The 17,876-nt window shown below is 58.2% G+C and carries 12 protein-coding genes and 1 pseudogene; all 13 read right to left on the bottom strand.

Features of this window, described 5'->3' with window-relative positions; translation table 11 throughout:
* Positions 1-3: 3 nt before the first annotated feature.
* Positions 4-1,206: a glycosyltransferase family 4 protein gene (locus BLS27_RS06040; RefSeq protein WP_090343677.1), complete on the bottom strand. Its 1,203-nt coding sequence runs from the start codon at positions 1,204-1,206 to the stop codon at positions 4-6.
* Positions 1,206-2,477 (bottom strand): O-antigen translocase, encoded by a 1,272-nt coding sequence (locus BLS27_RS06035; RefSeq protein WP_232095192.1) that lies wholly within the window; start codon positions 2,475-2,477, stop codon positions 1,206-1,208. The genes BLS27_RS06040 and BLS27_RS06035 overlap by 1 nt, the downstream gene beginning before the upstream one ends.
* 661 nt (positions 2,478-3,138) lie before the next feature.
* Complete coding sequence (locus tag BLS27_RS06030) at positions 3,139-3,750, bottom strand: hypothetical protein (protein WP_139205740.1); 612 nt, start codon at positions 3,748-3,750, stop codon at positions 3,139-3,141.
* A gap of 528 nt (positions 3,751-4,278) precedes the next feature.
* Positions 4,279-5,440 (bottom strand): annotated as a pseudogene (locus BLS27_RS06025) (IS3 family transposase).
* A 67-nt stretch (positions 5,441-5,507) separates the two neighbouring features.
* Entirely contained in the window at positions 5,508-6,839 is a 1,332-nt protein-coding gene (locus tag BLS27_RS06020; RefSeq protein ID WP_090343673.1) for an MBL fold metallo-hydrolase, read from the bottom strand.
* Positions 6,840-6,939: 100 nt separating this feature from the next.
* Complete coding sequence (locus BLS27_RS06015; RefSeq protein WP_043206587.1) at positions 6,940-7,203, bottom strand: LapA family protein; 264 nt, start codon at positions 7,201-7,203, stop codon at positions 6,940-6,942.
* A 15-nt stretch (positions 7,204-7,218) separates the two neighbouring features.
* Positions 7,219-7,515, bottom strand: a complete 297-nt coding sequence (gene ihfB, locus BLS27_RS06010; protein WP_043206588.1) for an integration host factor subunit beta — start codon at positions 7,513-7,515, stop codon at positions 7,219-7,221.
* A 319-nt stretch (positions 7,516-7,834) separates the two neighbouring features.
* Positions 7,835-9,514, bottom strand: a complete 1,680-nt coding sequence (gene rpsA / locus BLS27_RS06005) for a 30S ribosomal protein S1 (RefSeq protein ID WP_043206589.1) — start codon at positions 9,512-9,514, stop codon at positions 7,835-7,837.
* 124 nt (positions 9,515-9,638) lie between these two features.
* Positions 9,639-10,325, bottom strand: coding sequence for a (d)CMP kinase (gene cmk, locus BLS27_RS06000; RefSeq protein ID WP_043206590.1), 687 nt, complete (start codon positions 10,323-10,325; stop codon positions 9,639-9,641).
* Complete coding sequence (locus BLS27_RS05995) at positions 10,322-12,529, bottom strand: bifunctional prephenate dehydrogenase/3-phosphoshikimate 1-carboxyvinyltransferase (protein WP_244155218.1); 2,208 nt, start codon at positions 12,527-12,529, stop codon at positions 10,322-10,324. The genes cmk and BLS27_RS05995 overlap by 4 nt, the downstream gene beginning before the upstream one ends.
* 151 nt (positions 12,530-12,680) lie before the next feature.
* Positions 12,681-13,775, bottom strand: coding sequence for a prephenate dehydratase (pheA, locus tag BLS27_RS05990; protein WP_023379266.1), 1,095 nt, complete (start codon positions 13,773-13,775; stop codon positions 12,681-12,683).
* Positions 13,775-14,860 carry a 3-phosphoserine/phosphohydroxythreonine transaminase gene (gene serC, locus BLS27_RS05985; RefSeq protein ID WP_167358068.1) on the bottom strand — a complete coding sequence of 362 codons (1,086 nt, stop codon included), beginning with the start codon at positions 14,858-14,860 and terminating at the stop codon, positions 13,775-13,777. The genes pheA and serC overlap by 1 nt, the downstream gene beginning before the upstream one ends.
* A 174-nt stretch (positions 14,861-15,034) precedes the next feature.
* Positions 15,035-17,809 (bottom strand): DNA gyrase subunit A, encoded by a 2,775-nt coding sequence (gene gyrA, locus BLS27_RS05980; RefSeq protein WP_043206592.1) that lies wholly within the window; start codon positions 17,807-17,809, stop codon positions 15,035-15,037.
* Positions 17,810-17,876: the final 67 nt, after the last annotated feature.

Raw genomic sequence — 17,876 nt, 5'->3', positions numbered from 1 at the left:
CCTTTATCGTTGAGATTGCACAACGAGCAATGCGGCTACACGATCGACGTCAAAGTGAGCCGCCATGCATTGCGGGCCCCTACGCCCCATATCAGCGAGCCGAGAAGAGTCCGCCAAGAGTGCCTCTATACAAGCCAGAAGCACGGCAGGCTGACCCGCCTCCACACTCACCCCTACCCCCTGCTCGACAATGAAGTCGCCGTAATCGGTACTCTTTTCTACCGAGGCAACAATGGGTAATCCAAGACGGAGATAGTCGATAGTCTTTGAAGGGAAGCTCGGGACATCAACATTGCGCACGGTGCAGACCAAGGCCACATCACAAGCCTGAGCGACCTTGAGATAGTCGTTACGAGGCACTCGCGCAATCCAGGTAAGGTTGCCTAGACCTTCCTCCAGATAGGATTGCACCAAGGATTCCAACGTCCCGCTACCCATGATAAGGAAATGTACTCCTCCCCCACTCTTCGCACTCAAGCGCGCCGCAAGAAGCAAATCCTCTAGGCCTCGTCCATGGACCAATTGCCCACCGAAAATCACGATCGACCGGTCTATAGGCAGGCCCGCAGCACTACGAACCTCATCACGATTGATTGACTGCAACGGTATGTGCTTACCCCATATTGGCAGGACATTGACTTTCTGCTGAGTACGTAAATCATAATGAGACTTCAAATAGGCAATATTGGCCAACGACATGCAGCCCACTTGATCAAAACAACGAATAAGCAGATTCTCTATCCACCTGGCCGTTCGAAAGATCAATCCGGAAGGCAGCAAACCAATCTGTTGCTGGTGATAAGGGAAAAAATCCCATAGCACCATATATGAGCGCACGCGGTAAATATAACGCAACCAAAGCAAAGGCAATGCCATGGTTACCGCAGGCGAGAAGCCAATCACCAACTCCGCGTCCTTAACCTGTTTGCGCAGAAGGCTCACGACCCGATAAGAAGAGCCAACCCACTTCACCAAGCGTGATAAGAGCGGCAATCGAGACCGCAATTGTACCGGACCAACAGATATAACCCGCACACCGCTCGGAGTGACCTGGTTAACACGCGCCGTTCCAGCCTTAGCCGCCCAATCAAGATTGAGTACAGATACCGAATGCCCTTGCGCTTGCAGCGCATCCGCCAACTCATTTGTTAACCATGGATCGTTCTGCACAAGCGAAAATTTTGTACAGAGCATAACAATATTCATTAGGCCTTCCTCTTCATCCAGATGAGCAGACCGAGCCCCATCAATACAGATAACACGGCATAAGTGAACACATGAGCATAGACGGGCGCCATCCCTCCAGAGGCTCCAAAAAAATAACTGAATGCGAGGGCGAGAAGAACACCCTGCATCAACTCGAATGCAACTGAAACACCCAACAACCCACGCGACATATAAATATAAGAAATTGAGGCTGCCACAGTGCGCAAAGTATCACCCACCATCTGAGGAAGAAGATATTGCAGCATAGGTAAAAAATCGGCAGAAAAGACTAACTTAACGATATACTGACGCAAGACAAAGATAACAAAAAAACCAATCAACAAAACAACAAGAAGCGCCGAGAGACTCCCCAGCCACTCTTTGAAAACTCGCTGCATATCTGCGGCAGCCGAATATCGAGGCAATACAAAATTAAGCAGCACCACGCCGACAAACTGCATATATACATCTGACAGCTTAACGACAGCCTGCCACAACCCAACCTGATCCCACCCAACAGCACGCGCCATCACATCCCGGATAAACAATTGCGCGAGCGGGACCGACAATGCACCGACCAGGGTCACCAACGAAAACAACATTAAATGTTTAATTCGAGCAAGGTCGAACAAATAACCGCAGGCTGACAGCAACTGCCGACGCCACACTACAACATAGGCCAGAGCAACCACACCAATCATCGCTGGCATAAGCAGCACCGCATAGGCAGCCCCTACCAGACCGCCGTAACACGCCGCCGCAACCACTAACGCAGCCCCCAGAAGAGTGCCCAGCACATTTACCCGGGAATAAGACCGCACATCACCTCGACTACTTACCTCCGCCAACGGCAGATTACCAAGGGCAATAATGATCTGACTGACTGCCAGGATTATGAACAACCCAGCGCCAACACTTGGTAAAAAATAATCCGATAGTGCCCCAGAGAACAGAGAGAGCAATACTGCAAATGCAATGGAAACGATCATTACCATTGTGAAGGCAGAGCCAAACCATGCCCTACCCTCTTGTTCGGTTATCGGTGTTTTAGCCAGAACCTTTATCAGGCCGTTGCTGATACCGCCACCCGCCAGCATCCCCACGATTGCTGCCAAGGTCATCAACTGACCGAGAACACCGAACCCTTCAGGACCAAGCTTCCAAGCCAAAACTTTGATTACTACAAGGCCTGCCAATATCTTTATAAGAATGGTAAAACCAAAATGGAGGCCTGCCCTCAACCTTGACAAATCTTTTGCCTCTTCAATCACTCTTTCCGAGACAGGACGCCCTCCTGAAGGCTTCGCTTGCGCCTCCTGCCCTACCTAGCCCACCGGACTGAAGCCGCGGTATGCTGGGCCAAGATAGTATCACCATTGGCTGGATATCCCCATCTGATTCTTAATCCAACACGAAGGGAGACTCCTCAGACAGACGATAGCCCCTGGCCGTTGCGAGCACTAAAGGCGCCAAGCCATGAAGCCCGAAGACAGCATCCCGATGAAGCCACGGCGCTCTGGAAGCCGCCCAACCAAGAGTCTTCACTGGGGCACCGATGATTCGACCCTGCTCTACAGAAGCGATCACCTGTAGCGACAAACGAACCAGACCCCCCGCTTGCCGAACGGGCACCCACCAAGCGCCATGAGCAATCGAAAAAAATGAAAGAAAAATAATCGAAAACTGAAAAATTATTTCAGCAAAAACCTCCACCTATTAATCCCAGCCCCCAACAAAACATAATGCACAGCAGCAATACACATATGCACCGGAATAATCGGAGACCCCAAAAGCTCCAAACCCATAACAGCTCAAGCACTGCATCCACTACGAACACACTTCGGCAGCGCTCACACGCTTCGCATAAATCAGACCCATCGCGCTCAGCAGCATCCAAAGCTTGTTACCGAGCACCACTCACACCCAACTCTATTATTTACGCCGTTCGAAAAAATCTTTCAGGAATGCAGAAACCAAAGCAACAATCAGTGCTAAAAAAGTGAACCCCGCAAGCAACCTGAAAAGCATGCCACCATAGCGCAACTCTTGGACCCGGATATCTCCCAACACCCTGGTCTCTGACGCACTGGAGGCATTATCAAGCAACCTGAGAATCTCAATCTTATTAGATTCACTCATGCTAATGGCACCCAAAAATTCAGAAAAATTATCTTTCTTCCTTTGGAAGATATTTGCATGCCACTCAATGATTTCCTTCGAAATCTCTTTCAATTGGCCTACAGACAAATCAGGGGAGACCGACACAACTGAAACCTCCACGATTCGCGTGCTTCTTACCGGCGTTACTGCTGCGCGCCCCATATATCGGTACGCCAACTCTTCAGGCGCCTCGATTGGCTTAGGCACAGGAGTGAAATATTGAATCTCCCCCACATTCAAGCTAACCGCCCCTCGGTAAAGGGTTGGCTTCTTGAGCGCGTACCCCCCCCCCACAGCGAAAACAATAGCGAAAACTAAAAGGAAAACCTTACCCTGACGACGAGCAAAGTTGAAAATATCATTCACTGTAATATTATCTTCCACGGCGACTTTATCAACCTCAAATTTTTGTTTGTACAGCTACCTCAGAAATCTTGGAACAGGCATAACTAGAAAAACATCCACTCAAGGTTCCGAGCCCTGAGCAGAACCTCAACGACCAGTGATAATATAATGCCATGATGGACCATTCAAGTGCGATCAACAGGATGAGTAACGACTGAACTAGACAACCAATGCCCACAAGCTCTATCCAGAAACCCATTCAACACCGCCTCCACTCATATAGATGGATAGACGGCATACCACAGCCAAATGCTAGAGCAAAGAACCCGGCAAAAGGCCGCCTTCAGCGAGACAGCCAAAACCTCAACCAATCGTCACGCATCAACCGTGAGGCCCCCTACAGCCCAACTCTAACTCTAGTATAAGCCCCCCCCTACCATGCCTTGCAACCTATCGATGCCACGACAAAGGAAGCGGAGGGCGAAAAGGAGTTTTGCTCCACTCTTTTTGTTTTCGTCTTCCGATTAAACCATAGCCGAACAATGCCCCCTCACCGTACTGTAGCGGTCAACTAATCCCGGACACCGGATTAAGTTTTTCCTCGGCAATCGCCGGCGATAATCCACCGTTGAACTGATGCGGTCGCTCCCAGTTGTAGCGCTGCATCAGAAAACCTGCCGATGCCCTGCTGTGCCTGCGCAGCACTCATGTAGCCCACATTCGGCACCCACTCCGTTTTCAGGCTGCGGAACAAACGCTCCATGGACGCATTGTCCAGGCAATTACCTCTGCGGCCTATGCTCTGCCTGAAACGGTAACGCCACAACCGCTGTCAAAAAACTTGGCTGCCATACTGGCTACCCTAGTCCCTACGAAACAGCACATTCTGCGGCCGCCCACGGTGCTCGTACGCCATGTCCAGCGCTTTGATGGCCAACTCACTGTCCGGTTTAGTTGAAAACGCCTATCCCACCATGCACCGTATAAACAGGTCGATAACTGCCGCCACATAGTGCCACTGACCTTGAGCCCACACGTACGTGATGTCGCCGCACCATACTTGATTCGGTGCCGTGACATCGAATGCGCGCTCCAGCACATTCGGGATGTCAGGGCGCTCCACTGTGGCCTTCTTGTGGCATGTGAACCCGCTTGCTTACTGATCAGCTTCATTTCGCGCATCAACTTGCGCACCTTGAAGCGGCCGATCTGAATGCCTTCTTCCAGCATCATGCACATGATGGTTCGACTACCTGCGGCACTACGGCTCTGTGTAAATAGCTCTTTAACCCGAACGCGCAGTGCCAGTCGCGCAACGTCCGGAGATCGCCGTTTATGGCAATGCGCGTAGTAACACGAGCGAGTGACTTCGAACACCGAGCATAGTAATTCGACAAGCTCCTCGCGGCGGAGCTGATCAATCAACGCGAGCGCTCGTGTACCTCGGCCATCAAGAGCGCGGTAGCCTTTTTTTAAAATCGATTTCTCCCGTTCCAACCGATTGATCCGAGCTTCCAACTTTTGGATCTTCTGCGCTCGAGGGTCAGCGCCTTGCTCGTTGGCGTAGCACCACCACGTTCTGACTGGAGTTGATTCACCCAGCGGCCCAGCGCCGATTCACCAAGTCGAGCGACCGGGCGGCTTCAGTAAGGCTATAGCCCTGGTCGAGCACCACGCTGGCTGCCTCGCGCTTGAATTCGGAGGTGAAAGTACGTCGTTGTCTGCTCATCGAACAGTGTGGCGACCATTTTCGCCTAAAAAGCTGTCCGGGGTTAGTAAACCACTACAACACCACCCTAATCAGCTACCCTCCCCTTCCCCATCGCAAAAGCCACCAACCCCTCCTGATCCGCATGCCCCGAATAGCCAGTCAACGTCATCACCTTGGCCCACACCTCATACATCCGCCAATCCAGATAAATCTGCACAAAACCCTCCACACCTTCGCTGGCCGGAACAACCGCCCCAGGCGTGCCTTTGACCTGGTATCCGACAAACATCACCTCATGCCTTGGATCCCCAATCATCGCCTTGAGATAATTGACGATGCGCCCGGCGGAGCACATGCCATTACCGGCGATCACAATAGCGGGACGTCCCGTACTTTTAAGGTAATTGACCACTTGCTGATGTTTGGCGTGTGTATCCACGCATATCAGTTGTTCAAAGCTCAAGGGGTTGCGGCCTTCATATAAACGTTGCCGGGCTTCGGCGTTCCAGAACTGATGCAGGTCTTGGTACGCGCGGGTAATGCGCTGGGCCAGGGGCGAATCGAGGATGATGGGGAGTTGCGACCAATCTAGGGGATCACTCCCGGTATTCTCGCTGCGGGGCGCGAGCAGGGCTTTGCGGTGCAGGATGTCTTCGAGCTCGTAGAGCAACTCTTGGGTACGCCCGAGGCTGAAGGCGGGGATCATGAGGGTGCCGTGATCGGACAACGCGCGATCGATGGCCGCTTCCAGTCGTTGCTGGCGTTCGCTGCGGTCAGCGTGTAGGCGATCGCCGTAGGTGCTTTCGAGCACCAACACGTCCGCTCGCTCTGGTGGCTGTACGGGCTTGAGCAATGGATTATGCGCAGCACCCAGGTCTCCGGAAAATACGACACGCGTGCTGCTGGGCGGATCCGCTTTACATACATCGCACTCGACATAGGCAGAACCGAGCAGATGCCCGGCGCGCTGCAGCCGGATGCGGCATACGAGTCCTTCTCGATCTACGATGGTGTGCCATTGTTCGAAGAGTACGGGGGTTATCAATTTCTCGAGGAATTCCAGGTATCGCTCGACCTGGGTAGACTCGGCAGTGACGCTGAGCTTATAGGCATCTTCCAGCACCAAGGGTAACAAGCGCGCAGAGGGCTCGCTGCAGATGATCGGGCCCCGGTAGCCGGCGGCGAGCAAGGCGGGAATACGCCCGACGTGGTCCAGGTGCACATGGGTAACGATCAGCGCCTGGATTCCATCGATGGCGAAACCGAGCGAAGCGCTCTCACCTTTCAGAGCGGCATCACCGCCCTGCTCGAGGCCGCAGTCGATCAACAGGCTGGTCGCGCTGTCGAGGTGAAGTTGATGGCATGAGCTGGTCACACCACGGATAGCACCGTGGTGTGAAAGCGTAGGGAATTGCATGCTGCTGAACCTCCAAAGTCTGAATTGAAGCGCGCTATTACTTCATTCATTCAGCTGGAGGATACAGGGCAGGATTCGCCACCCCTGGAAGGAAAAATCCTCAGTTGCCAGAGAGGGCCGCCTGGCGGGCAGAAGCACGGATCTTGCGCTTGCTGCGCAGCACGCCGTAAGCGCCGAGCAGCGGGCCGACAGCCAGGCCAACGACCAATGCGGCGATCACCAGTATCGCTACAGGGACCGCCGGTGCAGTCCAACCGAACAAGACCAAGGAGACGGCTTGCTGATTCTCCAGAACGAAGAACAGGACCACCGCCGCCAGCAGCAGCACGAAGAGTGCCGCCAAGGCACGCTTGAGGTTACGCATCAGGCTGTTCCTTTATCAGTGCGGGACCTGGTCTTCTTCGTTGACGCGATCGCGCAGTTCCTTGCCGGGCTTGAAGTGCGGTACGTACTTGCCTTCAAGATTCACCGACTGGCCGGTCTTGGGGTTACGCCCTACCCGTGGTGAGCGGTAGTGCAAGGAAAAGCTGCCAAAACCACGGATTTCGATGCGATCACCGGTGGCCAGGCATTGTGACATCTGTTCAAGCATGGTCTTGATGGCCAACTCCACGTCCTTGGACGAGAGCAGCCCTTGATGGGTGACAATACGTTCGATCAGCTCCGACTTCGTCATATTTTTCCCTTCGTTATCAAGCAGCTAGATCATTGCTTAACCAGTTTGTAGCACGCCCCGACGGATTTGAACAGGGTGGATCTTGACTTAATAAAAAAATTCAAGATTGCGGGAGACAGGGAAGCGAGATGAGCAGTAGGGAATGGCCGAATAACCAGGCGAGACGCAGTGAATTGATTCAGGGGGAGCTAGCGCCGCTTTGCAGGCTTCGTCAGCGCCTACAGAACTGGCACGCGACGCTAGGGCGGTATCTGCTTGTTTTCAAACAGGCACAAAAAAGGGCGACCGAAGTCGCCCTTTTTTACCGATCAAACAGAACTTAGTTCTGCTTGGCCATCGCCTCGCGCAGCAGCGCAGCCATGGTGGTGTCGGCAGCAGCTTCCGGAGCGGCGTTTTTCAGGCTCTGGATAGCTTCGCGCTCTTCAGCGTCGTCCTTCGACTTGATGGACAGGCTGATAACGCGAGACTTGCGATCGACGCTGATGATCTTGGCTTCGATCTCTTCGCCTTCCTTCAGGACGTTACGCGCGTCTTCAACGCGGTCACGGCTGATTTCGGAAGCTTTCAGAGTAGCTTCGATGTCGTCGGCCAAGGTAACGATGGCGCCTTTGGCGTCAACTTCCTTGACGATACCCTTGACGATTGCACCCTTGTCGTTCAGAGCAACGAAGTTGGAGAACGGATCGTCTTCCAGTTGCTTGATACCCAGGGAGATGCGCTCGCGCTCTGGGTCAACCGACAGGATGACGGTTTCCAGCTCGTCGCCCTTCTTGAAGCGACGTACGGCTTCTTCGCCGGACTCGTTCCAAGAGATGTCGGACAGGTGAACCAGACCGTCGATGCCGCCGTCCAGGCCAATGAAGATACCGAAGTCGGTGATCGACTTGATGGTACCGGTGATCTTGTCACCTTTGTTGAACTGGCTGGAGAAGTCTTCCCATGGGTTGGACTTGCACTGCTTGATGCCCAGGGAGATACGACGACGCTCTTCGTCGATGTCCAGAACCATGACTTCCACTTCGTCGCCAACCTGAACGACTTTCGACGGGTGGATGTTCTTGTTGGTCCAGTCCATTTCGGAAACGTGTACCAGACCTTCAACGCCTTCTTCCAGCTCAGCGAAGCAGCCGTAGTCGGTCAGGTTGGTAACGCGAGCCTGTACGCGAGTACCTTCTGGGTAGCGCGAGGTGATGGCAACCCACGGATCTTCGCCCATTTGCTTCAGACCCAGGGAAACGCGGTTGCGCTCACGGTCGAACTTCAGGACGCGAACGTCGACTTCGTCACCAACGTTGACGATTTCCGACGGGTGCTTGATGCGCTTCCAAGCCATGTCGGTGATGTGCAGCAGGCCGTCGATACCGCCCAGGTCCACGAAGGCGCCGTAGTCGGTGAGGTTCTTGACGATACCCTTGACCTGTTGGCCTTCCTGCAGGGTTTCCAGCAGGGCTTCGCGCTCGGCGCTGTTCTCGGCTTCCAGCACGCTGCGACGGGAAACAACAACGTTGTTGCGCTTCTGGTCCAGCTTGATGACCTTGAATTCCAGCTCTTTGCCTTCCAGGTGGGTGGTGTCGCGCACTGGGCGGACATCAACCAGGGAGCCCGGCAGGAACGCACGGATGCCGTTAACGTCGACAGTGAAGCCGCCCTTAACCTTACCGTTGATAACGCCCTTGACCACTTCTTCGGCGGCGAAAGCTGCTTCCAGAACAATCCAGCACTCGGCGCGCTTGGCTTTTTCACGGGACAGCTTGGTTTCGCCAAAGCCGTCTTCGACCGCGTCCAGCGCAACGTGAACTTCGTCACCGACCTTGATGGTCAGCTCGCCAGCTTCGTTGATGAACTGCTCGAGCGGGATGACGCCCTCGGACTTCAGACCAGCGTGAACGGTAACCCAGTCGCCGTCGATGTCGACAACGATACCGGTGATGATCGCGCCCGGCTGCAGATTGAGGGTTTTCAGGCTTTCTTCAAAGAGTTCTGCAAAGCTTTCGCTCATTTTAATTCCTGTAGATTCGGGCGAAACAGACGCCCATAGCCACATTCCAGACAATGTGGGTTTCGTTCATATAAAGGAAAACCGGCAGGACGTTGACTGGTGCCCCTGCCTGTTCTCCTGGCTATCAGAGCAGATCGCGCTGGGCGAGCTCGCTCCTGATACGTTGCAACACCTGCTCGATGGACAACTCGGTGGAGTCCAGTTGGATGGCATCGGCCGCTGGTTTCAGCGGGGCCACCGCGCGCTGGGTGTCGCGCTCATCGCGCGCACGAATCTCATCTAGCAGACTCGCCAGACTAACATCATCGCCCTTGCCCTTCAACTGCAAATAGCGACGCCGTGCACGCTCCTCCGCGCTGGCGGTGAGGAACACTTTCAAGGGCGCGTCCGGGAAGACCACGGTGCCCATGTCGCGACCGTCAGCGATCAGGCCAGGCGCTTCGCGGAAGGCGCGCTGACGCTGCAGCAACGCTTCGCGCACTGCTGGCAGCGAAGCGACCATGGAGGCGCCGGCGCCGACGGTTTCGGTGCGGATCACGTTGCTAACATCCTCACCCTCGAGGATGATCTGTTGCAGCTTACCCGGTTCCGCAGCGACGAATTGCACATCCAGATGGGCGGCCAAGGCCTTGAGCAACTCTTCGTTGGTCAGGTCGACGCCGTGGTTGACGGCATTGAACGCCAGCAGGCGGTACAGGGCGCCGGAATCAAGCAGCTTCCAGCCCAGCTCGCGGGCCAGAATGCCCGCGACCGTACCCTTGCCCGAACCGCTTGGCCCATCGATGGTGATGACTGGCGCTTGCGAACTCACGATTTGCCCTCTTCTGCGACCCGAATGCCAACCTCGGCGCACAGCGCCAGGAAGTTCGGGAAGGACGTGGCGACGTTGGCGCAGTCATGGATGCGAATCGGCGCGCTAGCACGCAGCGAGGCAACGCTGAAGGCCATGGCGATCCGGTGGTCACCGTGACCGTGCACTTCGCCGCCGCCGATCTGGCCGCCATCAATGATGATGCCATCGGGGGTCGGCTCGCACTTCACGCCCAGGGTCAGCAGGCCGTCAGCCATGACCTGGATGCGATCGGATTCTTTGACGCGCAGTTCCTCGGCGCCGCGCAGCACGGTACGCCCTTCGGCGCAGGCGGCAGCCACGAACAGCACCGGGAATTCATCGATGGCCAGCGGCACGAGGTGCTCGGGGATCTCGATCCCCTTGAGCTTGGCACCGCGCACGCGCAGGTCCGCGACCGGCTCACCGCCAACTTCACGCTGGTTTTCCAGGGTAATGTCGCCGCCCATCAGGCGCAGGATATCGATGACGCCGGTACGGGTCGGGTTGATGCCGACATGCTCGAGCACCAGCTCCGAACCCTCGGCGATCGAAGCCGCGACCAAGAAGAACGCCGCCGAGGAGATATCCGCCGGCACCTCGATGCGGGTTGCACTGAGCTTGCCACCCGACTTGAGCGAAGCGACCGGGCCATTGGTCTCGACCGCATAACCAAAGCCGCGCAGCATGCGCTCGGTATGGTCGCGGGTCGGCGCAGGCTCGGTGACGGTAGTGGTGCCTTCAGCATACAGGCCAGCCAGCAGCAGGCAGGATTTGACCTGGGCACTGGCCATCGGCAGCGTGTAGTTGAGCGCCTTGAGCTTGTGGCCGCCACGGATGGTCAGCGGCGGACGGCCTTCAGGACCGGTCTCGACCACTGCACCCATCTCGCGCAGCGGGTTGGCCACACGGTTCATTGGGCGCTTGGACAGCGAGGCATCGCCGGTCATGGTGACATCGAACGGCTGGCCGGCCAGCAGGCCCGACAGCAGGCGCATCGAGGTACCGGAGTTACCCAGGTAGATCGGGCCAGGTGGCGGTTTGAGGCCGTGCAAGCCGACGCCATGGATGGTCACACGACCATGGTGCGGGCCTTCGATGACCACCCCCATGTCCCGGAAGGCCTGCAAGGTCGCCAAGGCGTCCTCGCCTTCGAGGAAACCTTCGACCTCGGTGGTACCTTCGGCCAGCGAGCCAAGCATGATCGAGCGATGGGAAATCGATTTGTCGCCCGGAACGCGGATCCGTCCGGACAGGCGGCCACCAGGTTGGGCCAGGAAAATCAGATCGTTGGCGTTCATAGCGTCCACATAGGCCCGGCGGGCCAGGATTTTACTGAAATGCTCGCGGGCAGCCCGGGCGCGGGTGAATACACCCAGCAGCTGGTGCCCGTCCCCTGCATCGACCGCGTCGCGCAAGGCGTCGAGATCGCTGCGAAATGTATCCAGGGTGCGCAGGACAGCCTCGCGGTTGGCGAGGAAGATGTCGTGCCACATGATCGGGTCGCTGCCGGCGATTCTCGTGAAATCGCGGAAGCCTCCCGCAGCGTACCGGAAGATCTCCAGGTTTTCATTGCGCTTGGCCAGGGAATCGACCAGACCGAACGCCAGCAAGTGCGGCAGGTGGCTGGTGGCGGCCAGGACTTCGTCATGGCGCTCCACCGGCATGTGCTCCACATCGGCACCCAGCGCGCGCCACAGGCGGTCGACCACGGCCGCGGCGGCCGGATCGGTTTCCGGCAGTGGCGTGAGGATGACCTTGTGGCGGCGGAACAGTGCGGCATTGGAGGCCTCCACGCCGCTCTGCTCGGAGCCTGCGATCGGGTGGCCCGGGACGAAACGCGACAGACGTCCGGCAAAGGCCTCACGTGCGGCACGCACCACATTGCCCTTGGCGCTGCCCACATCGGTGATCACTGCATCGCCCAGGTCCAGGCGCGCGAGATGGGCCAGGACCTTTTCCATCGCCAGGATGGGCACGGCCAACTGGATCACGTCGGCGCCGACGCAGGCCGCGTCGAGGTCTTGCTCGCAGCGATCGACCACGCCGAGCGAAACGGCCAGCTTGCGCGACTGGGCATCCAGATCGACGCCGACCACTTCCCGGCACAGGCCGCTTTCGCGCAGGCCCTTGGCGAATGACCCGCCGATCAGGCCCAGGCCTACGACGACCAGGCGGCCGATGATCGGCGCGGGTTTGGTTGTAACTGCATCTACCACGAGTGCGAACCCTGTTTAGAAACTATGCCAGTCAGTGAGACCGCAGGGGGCTGCCGGGCAGCCCATCGCGACACGAGGCCGCTCCCACAGGTACCGCGCGAAAACCAAAGGTTTTCGATCAAAGCACCGCCTTCGGATAGGACCCCAGCACCTTGAGCGCCACAGCCTCCTGGCTGATCTTCTCCAGCACCGCCTTAATCAGCGGGTCGCGGTGATGGCCGACGAAATCGATGAAGAACACGTAGGTCCATTTGCCGCTGCGCGACGGGCGGGTCTCGATACGGGTCAGGTCGATGCCGTTTTCATGGAAAGGCACCAGCAGCTCGTGCAGGGCACCTGGCTTGTTGCTCATCGAGACGATGATCGAGGTCTTGTCATCGCCGGTCGGCGGCACTTCCTGGTTGCCGATCATGAGGAAGCGCGTGGAGTTATCCGGGCGGTCCTCGATCTTCTCGGCCAGGCGGGTCAGGCCGTACAGATTGGCCGCCATATCGCCGGCGATGGCCGCCGAATTCCACTCGCCCTTGACCCGTTTGGCGGCCTCGGCGTTGCTGGACACCGCCACGCGCTCGACATTCGGGTAGTGCGCGTCCAGCCACTTGCGGCATTGGGCCAGGGACTGAGCGTGGGAATAGATGCGCGTGATGCTGTCGGTCTTGGTGTTCTCGCCCACCAGCAAATGGTGGTGGATACGCAGCTCGACTTCGCCACAGATCACCATGTCATGCTCGAGGAAGCTGTCCAGGGTATGGCTCACCGCGCCTTCGGTGGAGTTTTCCACCGGCACCACACCGAAGTTGACGGCACCTGCCGCCACTTCACGGAACACTTCATCGATGGCAGCCATCGGACGGCTGACCACGGCATGACCGAAGTGCTTCATGGCCGCGGCCTGGGTGAAGGTGCCTTCAGGGCCGAGGTAGGCAACCTTGAGCGGCTCTTCCAGGGCCAGGCAGGAGGACATGATTTCGCGGAACAACCGCGCCATCTCTTCGTTGTCCAGCGGGCCCTTGTTGCGCTCCATGACGCGCTTGAGCACAGCAGCCTCACGCTCGGGCCGGTAGAATACCGGCTTCTCGCCTTCGGCCAGGGAGGCGGTCTTGACCTTCGCCACCTCCTGGGCGCAACGGGCGCGCTCGCTGATCAGCTCGAGGATCTTCTCGTCGAGACTGTCGATGCGTACGCGCAGCGCCTTGAGTTCCTGATCGGACATCAAGCGTGCTCCTTCTCGAACTCGGCCATGTAGGCCACCAAGGCATCGACCGCTTCCAGGCCCAGGGCGTTGTAGATCGAGGCGCGCATGCCGCCGACCGAACGATGGCCCTTGAGGTTGAGCAGACCACGGGCATCGGCGCCGGCCAGGAAGGCCTTGTCCAGGCGCTCGTCGGCCAGGCGGAACGGCACGTTCATCCACGAGCGGGCATTGTGGCTGATCGGGTTGGTGTAGAACTCGCTACCATCGATGAAACCGTACAGGCGGTCCTTCTTGGCGCGGTTGCGCTGCTCCATGGCCTCGACGCCGCCCTGCTCCTTGAGCCATTCGAACACAAGGCCCGAGAGGTACCAGGAATAGGTGGCAGGAGTGTTGTACATCGAGCCGTTGTCGGCCGCGACCTTGTAGTCGAGCATGGTTGGGCAATGGCTACGGGCGCGACCGAGCAGGTCTTCGCGCACGATCACCACCACCAGACCGCTCGGGCCAATGTTCTTCTGCGCACCGGCATAGATCAGGCCGTACTGGGAGACGTCGATCGGGCGCGACAGGATGTCGGACGACATGTCGACCACCAGAGGAACGTCACCGGTCTGCGGAACCCAGTCGAACTGCAGGCCACCAATGGTCTCGTTGGACGCATAATGGACATAGGCAGCGTTCTTGGTCAGGTTCCACTCGTTCTGCCCCGGAATAGCCAAATAATCGTAGGGCTTGGCGCTAGCGGCGACGTTGACATGACCGAAGCGGCGCGCCTCTTCGATGGCCTTCTTCGACCAGATGCCAGTCTCGATGTAGTCGGCCGTAGCGTTTTCCGGCAGCAGGTTCAGCGGGATCTCGGCAAACTGCTGGCTGGCACCACCCTGCAGGAACAGGACTTTGTAGTTGGAGGGGACGGACAGCAGGTCGCGCAGGTCCTGCTCGGCCTTTTCGGCGATGGCCACGTAGTCATCGCTGCGATGGCTCATCTCCATCACGGACAAGCCCTTGCCACGCCAGTCCAGCATTTCGGCCTGGGCACGCTGCAGGACAGCGTCAGGAAGCGCGGCAGGGCCTGCGCAGAAGTTAAAGGCTCGTTTGCTCACATCCACTCTCGCTCTGCCAAATAGTACAAATCTACAATCTTCGATACTGCCGAGCACCCTGGGAAGCGGGTTTACCCGCTTCCACAGGTAGTGCACCGTCCTTGAGGACGCTGCCTGCCGTAATCAGTCAAACGGGGCGACCATGGTCGCCCCGTTCGGGGGTGTTGCGCTGAGTTACTCCTGTGGCGCCTCTTCGGCGACACCACCGTCGTCGTCGACTGCGTCCAGCGCATCGACCTCGACGCCCTCCTCATCCCCGTCGATCAGTTCGTCGGGATCTTCGGACGGCTCCTGAATCCGCTCCAGCCCCACCAGCGTCTCGTCGGTCGCCAGCTTGATGAGGGTCACACCCTGGGTGTTACGGCCCAGGCTGGAGACCTCACCCACACGGGTACGCACCAAGGTGCCCTGGTCAGAGATCAACATGATCTCTTCGCCTTCCTGCACCTGGATCGCACCGATCAACAGACCGTTACGCCCCTTGGTACCCATGGCGATGACGCCCTGGCCGCCACGGCCGCGACGAGGGAACTTGGACAGCGGGGTACGCTTGCCGAAGCCACGCTCGGAAGCCGTGAGGATCTGCGCGCCGGACTCAGGAATCAGCATGGAGATCACCTGCTGCCCTTTGCCCAGTTTCATGCCGCGAACACCACGGGCGGTACGGCCCATTTCGCGCACCACGCTCTCGGCGAAGCGGATCACCTTGCCGGCGTCGGAGAACATCATGACTTCCTTGGCGCCGTCGGTGATGGCCGCGGCAATCAGGGTGTCACCTTCCTTGAGCTTCAGGGCGATCAGACCGCTGGAACGCGGACGGGCGAACTGGGCCAGCGGGGTCTTCTTAACGGTACCGGAGGCGGTCGCCATGAAGATGTACGCGCCGGTCGGCTCTGCCACCCATTCCGGGGTGTCGCCGTCTTCTTCGTCGACTTCCTCGGCCTCGATCACTTCCCCTTCGAGCACGGTGTCGTCGGCATCCTCCAGTTCTTCGTCGCCATCGGCGTTCTGCTGAAGGGCTTCGAGGTCAATCTGCAGCATGGCGGTGATGCGCTCACCTTCTTCCAATGGCAGCAGGTTGACCAGCGGACGGCCACGGGCGGCGCGGGACGCTTCGGGAATCTCGTAGGTCTTGAGCCAGTAAACCTTGCCCTTGCTGGAGAACAGCAGCAGCGTGGCGTGGCTGTTGGCGACCAGCAGGTGTTCGATGTAGTCCTCGTCCTTCACGCCAGTGGCCGACTTGCCTTTGCCGCCACGGCGCTGTGCCTGATAGGCGGACAGCGGCTGGGTCTTGGCATAGCCACCGTGGGAAATGGTCACCACGCGCTCTTCTTCCGGGATCATGTCGCCGTAGCTGAGGTCGTGGGTGGCGTTGAGGATTTCGGTGCGACGGGCATCGCCGTACTCGGCGCGGATCGCTTCGAGTTCTTCGCGGATCACTTCCATCAGGCGCTCAGCGCTGCTCAGGATGCGGATCAGCTCACCGATCTGCTCGAGGATCTCCTGGTACTCGGCCAGCAGCTTCTCGTGCTCAAGGCCAGTCAGGCGGTGCAGGCGCAGGTCGAGGATGGCCTGGGCCTGTTCCGGCGAGAGGTAGTACTTACCATCACGCAGGCCGTACTGCTCCGGCAGGTCTTCCGGACGGCAGGAGTCGGCACCGGCACGCTCGACCATGACCTGTACGGCGCTGGACTCCCAGGCCGTGCTGATCAGGGCTTCCTTCGCCTCGGAAGGGGTCGGCGAGGCCTTGATCAGGGCGATCACCGGGTCGATGTTGGACAGCGCAACGGCCTGGCCTTCAAGAATGTGACCACGCTCGCGCGCCTTGCGCAGCTCGAACACGGTACGGCGGGTCACCACTTCACGACGGTGACGGACGAACGCCTCGAGCAGGTCCTTGAGGTTGAGCAGACGCGGACGGCCGTCGATCAGCGCGACCATGTTGATGCCGAACACGCTCTGCAACTGGGTCTGCGAATAGAGATTGTTGAGCACCACCTCCGGCACCTCGCCGCGACGCAGCTCGATGACGATGCGCATGCCGTCCTTGTCGGACTCATCGCGCAGCTCGGTGATGCCTTCGATCTTCTTCTCTTTGACCAGCTCGGCGATTTTTTCGATCAACCGCGCCTTGTTCAGCTGGTACGGCAGCTCGGTGACGACGATCTGCTGGCGACCGCCGGTCTTGTCCTTGTCGATGTCCTCGATCTCGGAGCGGGCGCGCATGTAGATGCGGCCACGGCCGGTGCGGTAGGCCTCGATGATGCCCTGGCGGCCATTGATCAGGCCGGCAGTGGGGAAGTCGGGACCGGGGATGAACTGCATCAGTTCATCGATCGACACCTCGGGATTGTCGATCAGCGCCAGGCAGCCGTCGATGACCTCGCCCAGGTTGTGCGGCGGGATGTTGGTTGCCATGCCCACGGCGATACCGCTGGAACCATTGACCAGCAGGTTGGGGATCTTGGTCGGCATGACCGCCGGGATTTGCTCGGTGCCGTCATAGTTGGGCACCCAGTCGACGGTTTCCTTGTGCAGGTCGGCCAGCAGCTCGTGGGCCAGCTTGGCCATGCGCACTTCGGTGTATCGCATGGCTGCGGCGTTGTCGCCGTCGACCGAACCGAAGTTGCCCTGGCCATCGACCAGCAGATAACGCAGCGAGAAGGGCTGGGCCATACGCACGATGGTGTCGTAGACCGCAGTGTCGCCGTGGGGGTGGTACTTACCGATGACGTCACCGACCACACGCGCGGACTTCTTGTACGGCTTGTTCCAGTCGTTGCCCAGTTCGCTCATCGCGTAGAGAACGCGGCGATGCACGGGCTTCAAGCCGTCACGCGCATCGGGCAGCGCACGCCCGACAATCACGCTCATCGCGTAGTCGAGGTAAGACTGTCTCAGTTCGTCTTCGATATTGACCGGGAGGATTTCTTTGGCCAGTTCGCCCATGAGAAGCCTGATTCCTTTTTCTGGTGAAACTTCGTCGTTTCCCTCGTAGGACGAACGAAGCTCGCCG

The organism is Pseudomonas guariconensis (genome assembly GCF_900102675.1).
In the GTDB taxonomy this organism is placed as follows: Bacteria; Pseudomonadota; Gammaproteobacteria; order Pseudomonadales; family Pseudomonadaceae; genus Aquipseudomonas; species Aquipseudomonas guariconensis.
This window is presented reverse-complemented; position numbering and strand designations above follow the sequence as displayed.

Excerpts from the sequence above, each read along its gene's own strand:
- BLS27_RS06040 (WP_090343677.1), bottom strand. The coding sequence starts at position 1,206 with ATGAATATTGTTATGCTCTGTACAAAATTTTCGCTTGTGCAGAACGAT.
- BLS27_RS06020 (WP_090343673.1), bottom strand. The coding sequence starts at position 6,839 with ATGCAATTCCCTACGCTTTCACACCACGGTGCTATCCGTGGTGTGACC.
- BLS27_RS06015 (WP_043206587.1), bottom strand. The coding sequence starts at position 7,203 with ATGCGTAACCTCAAGCGTGCCTTGGCGGCACTCTTCGTGCTGCTGCTG.
- ihfB (WP_043206588.1), bottom strand. The coding sequence starts at position 7,515 with ATGACGAAGTCGGAGCTGATCGAACGTATTGTCACCCATCAAGGGCTG.
- rpsA (WP_043206589.1), bottom strand. The coding sequence starts at position 9,514 with ATGAGCGAAAGCTTTGCAGAACTCTTTGAAGAAAGCCTGAAAACCCTC.
- pheA (WP_023379266.1), bottom strand. The coding sequence starts at position 13,775 with ATGTCCGATCAGGAACTCAAGGCGCTGCGCGTACGCATCGACAGTCTC.
- gyrA (WP_043206592.1), bottom strand. The coding sequence starts at position 17,809 with ATGGGCGAACTGGCCAAAGAAATCCTCCCGGTCAATATCGAAGACGAA.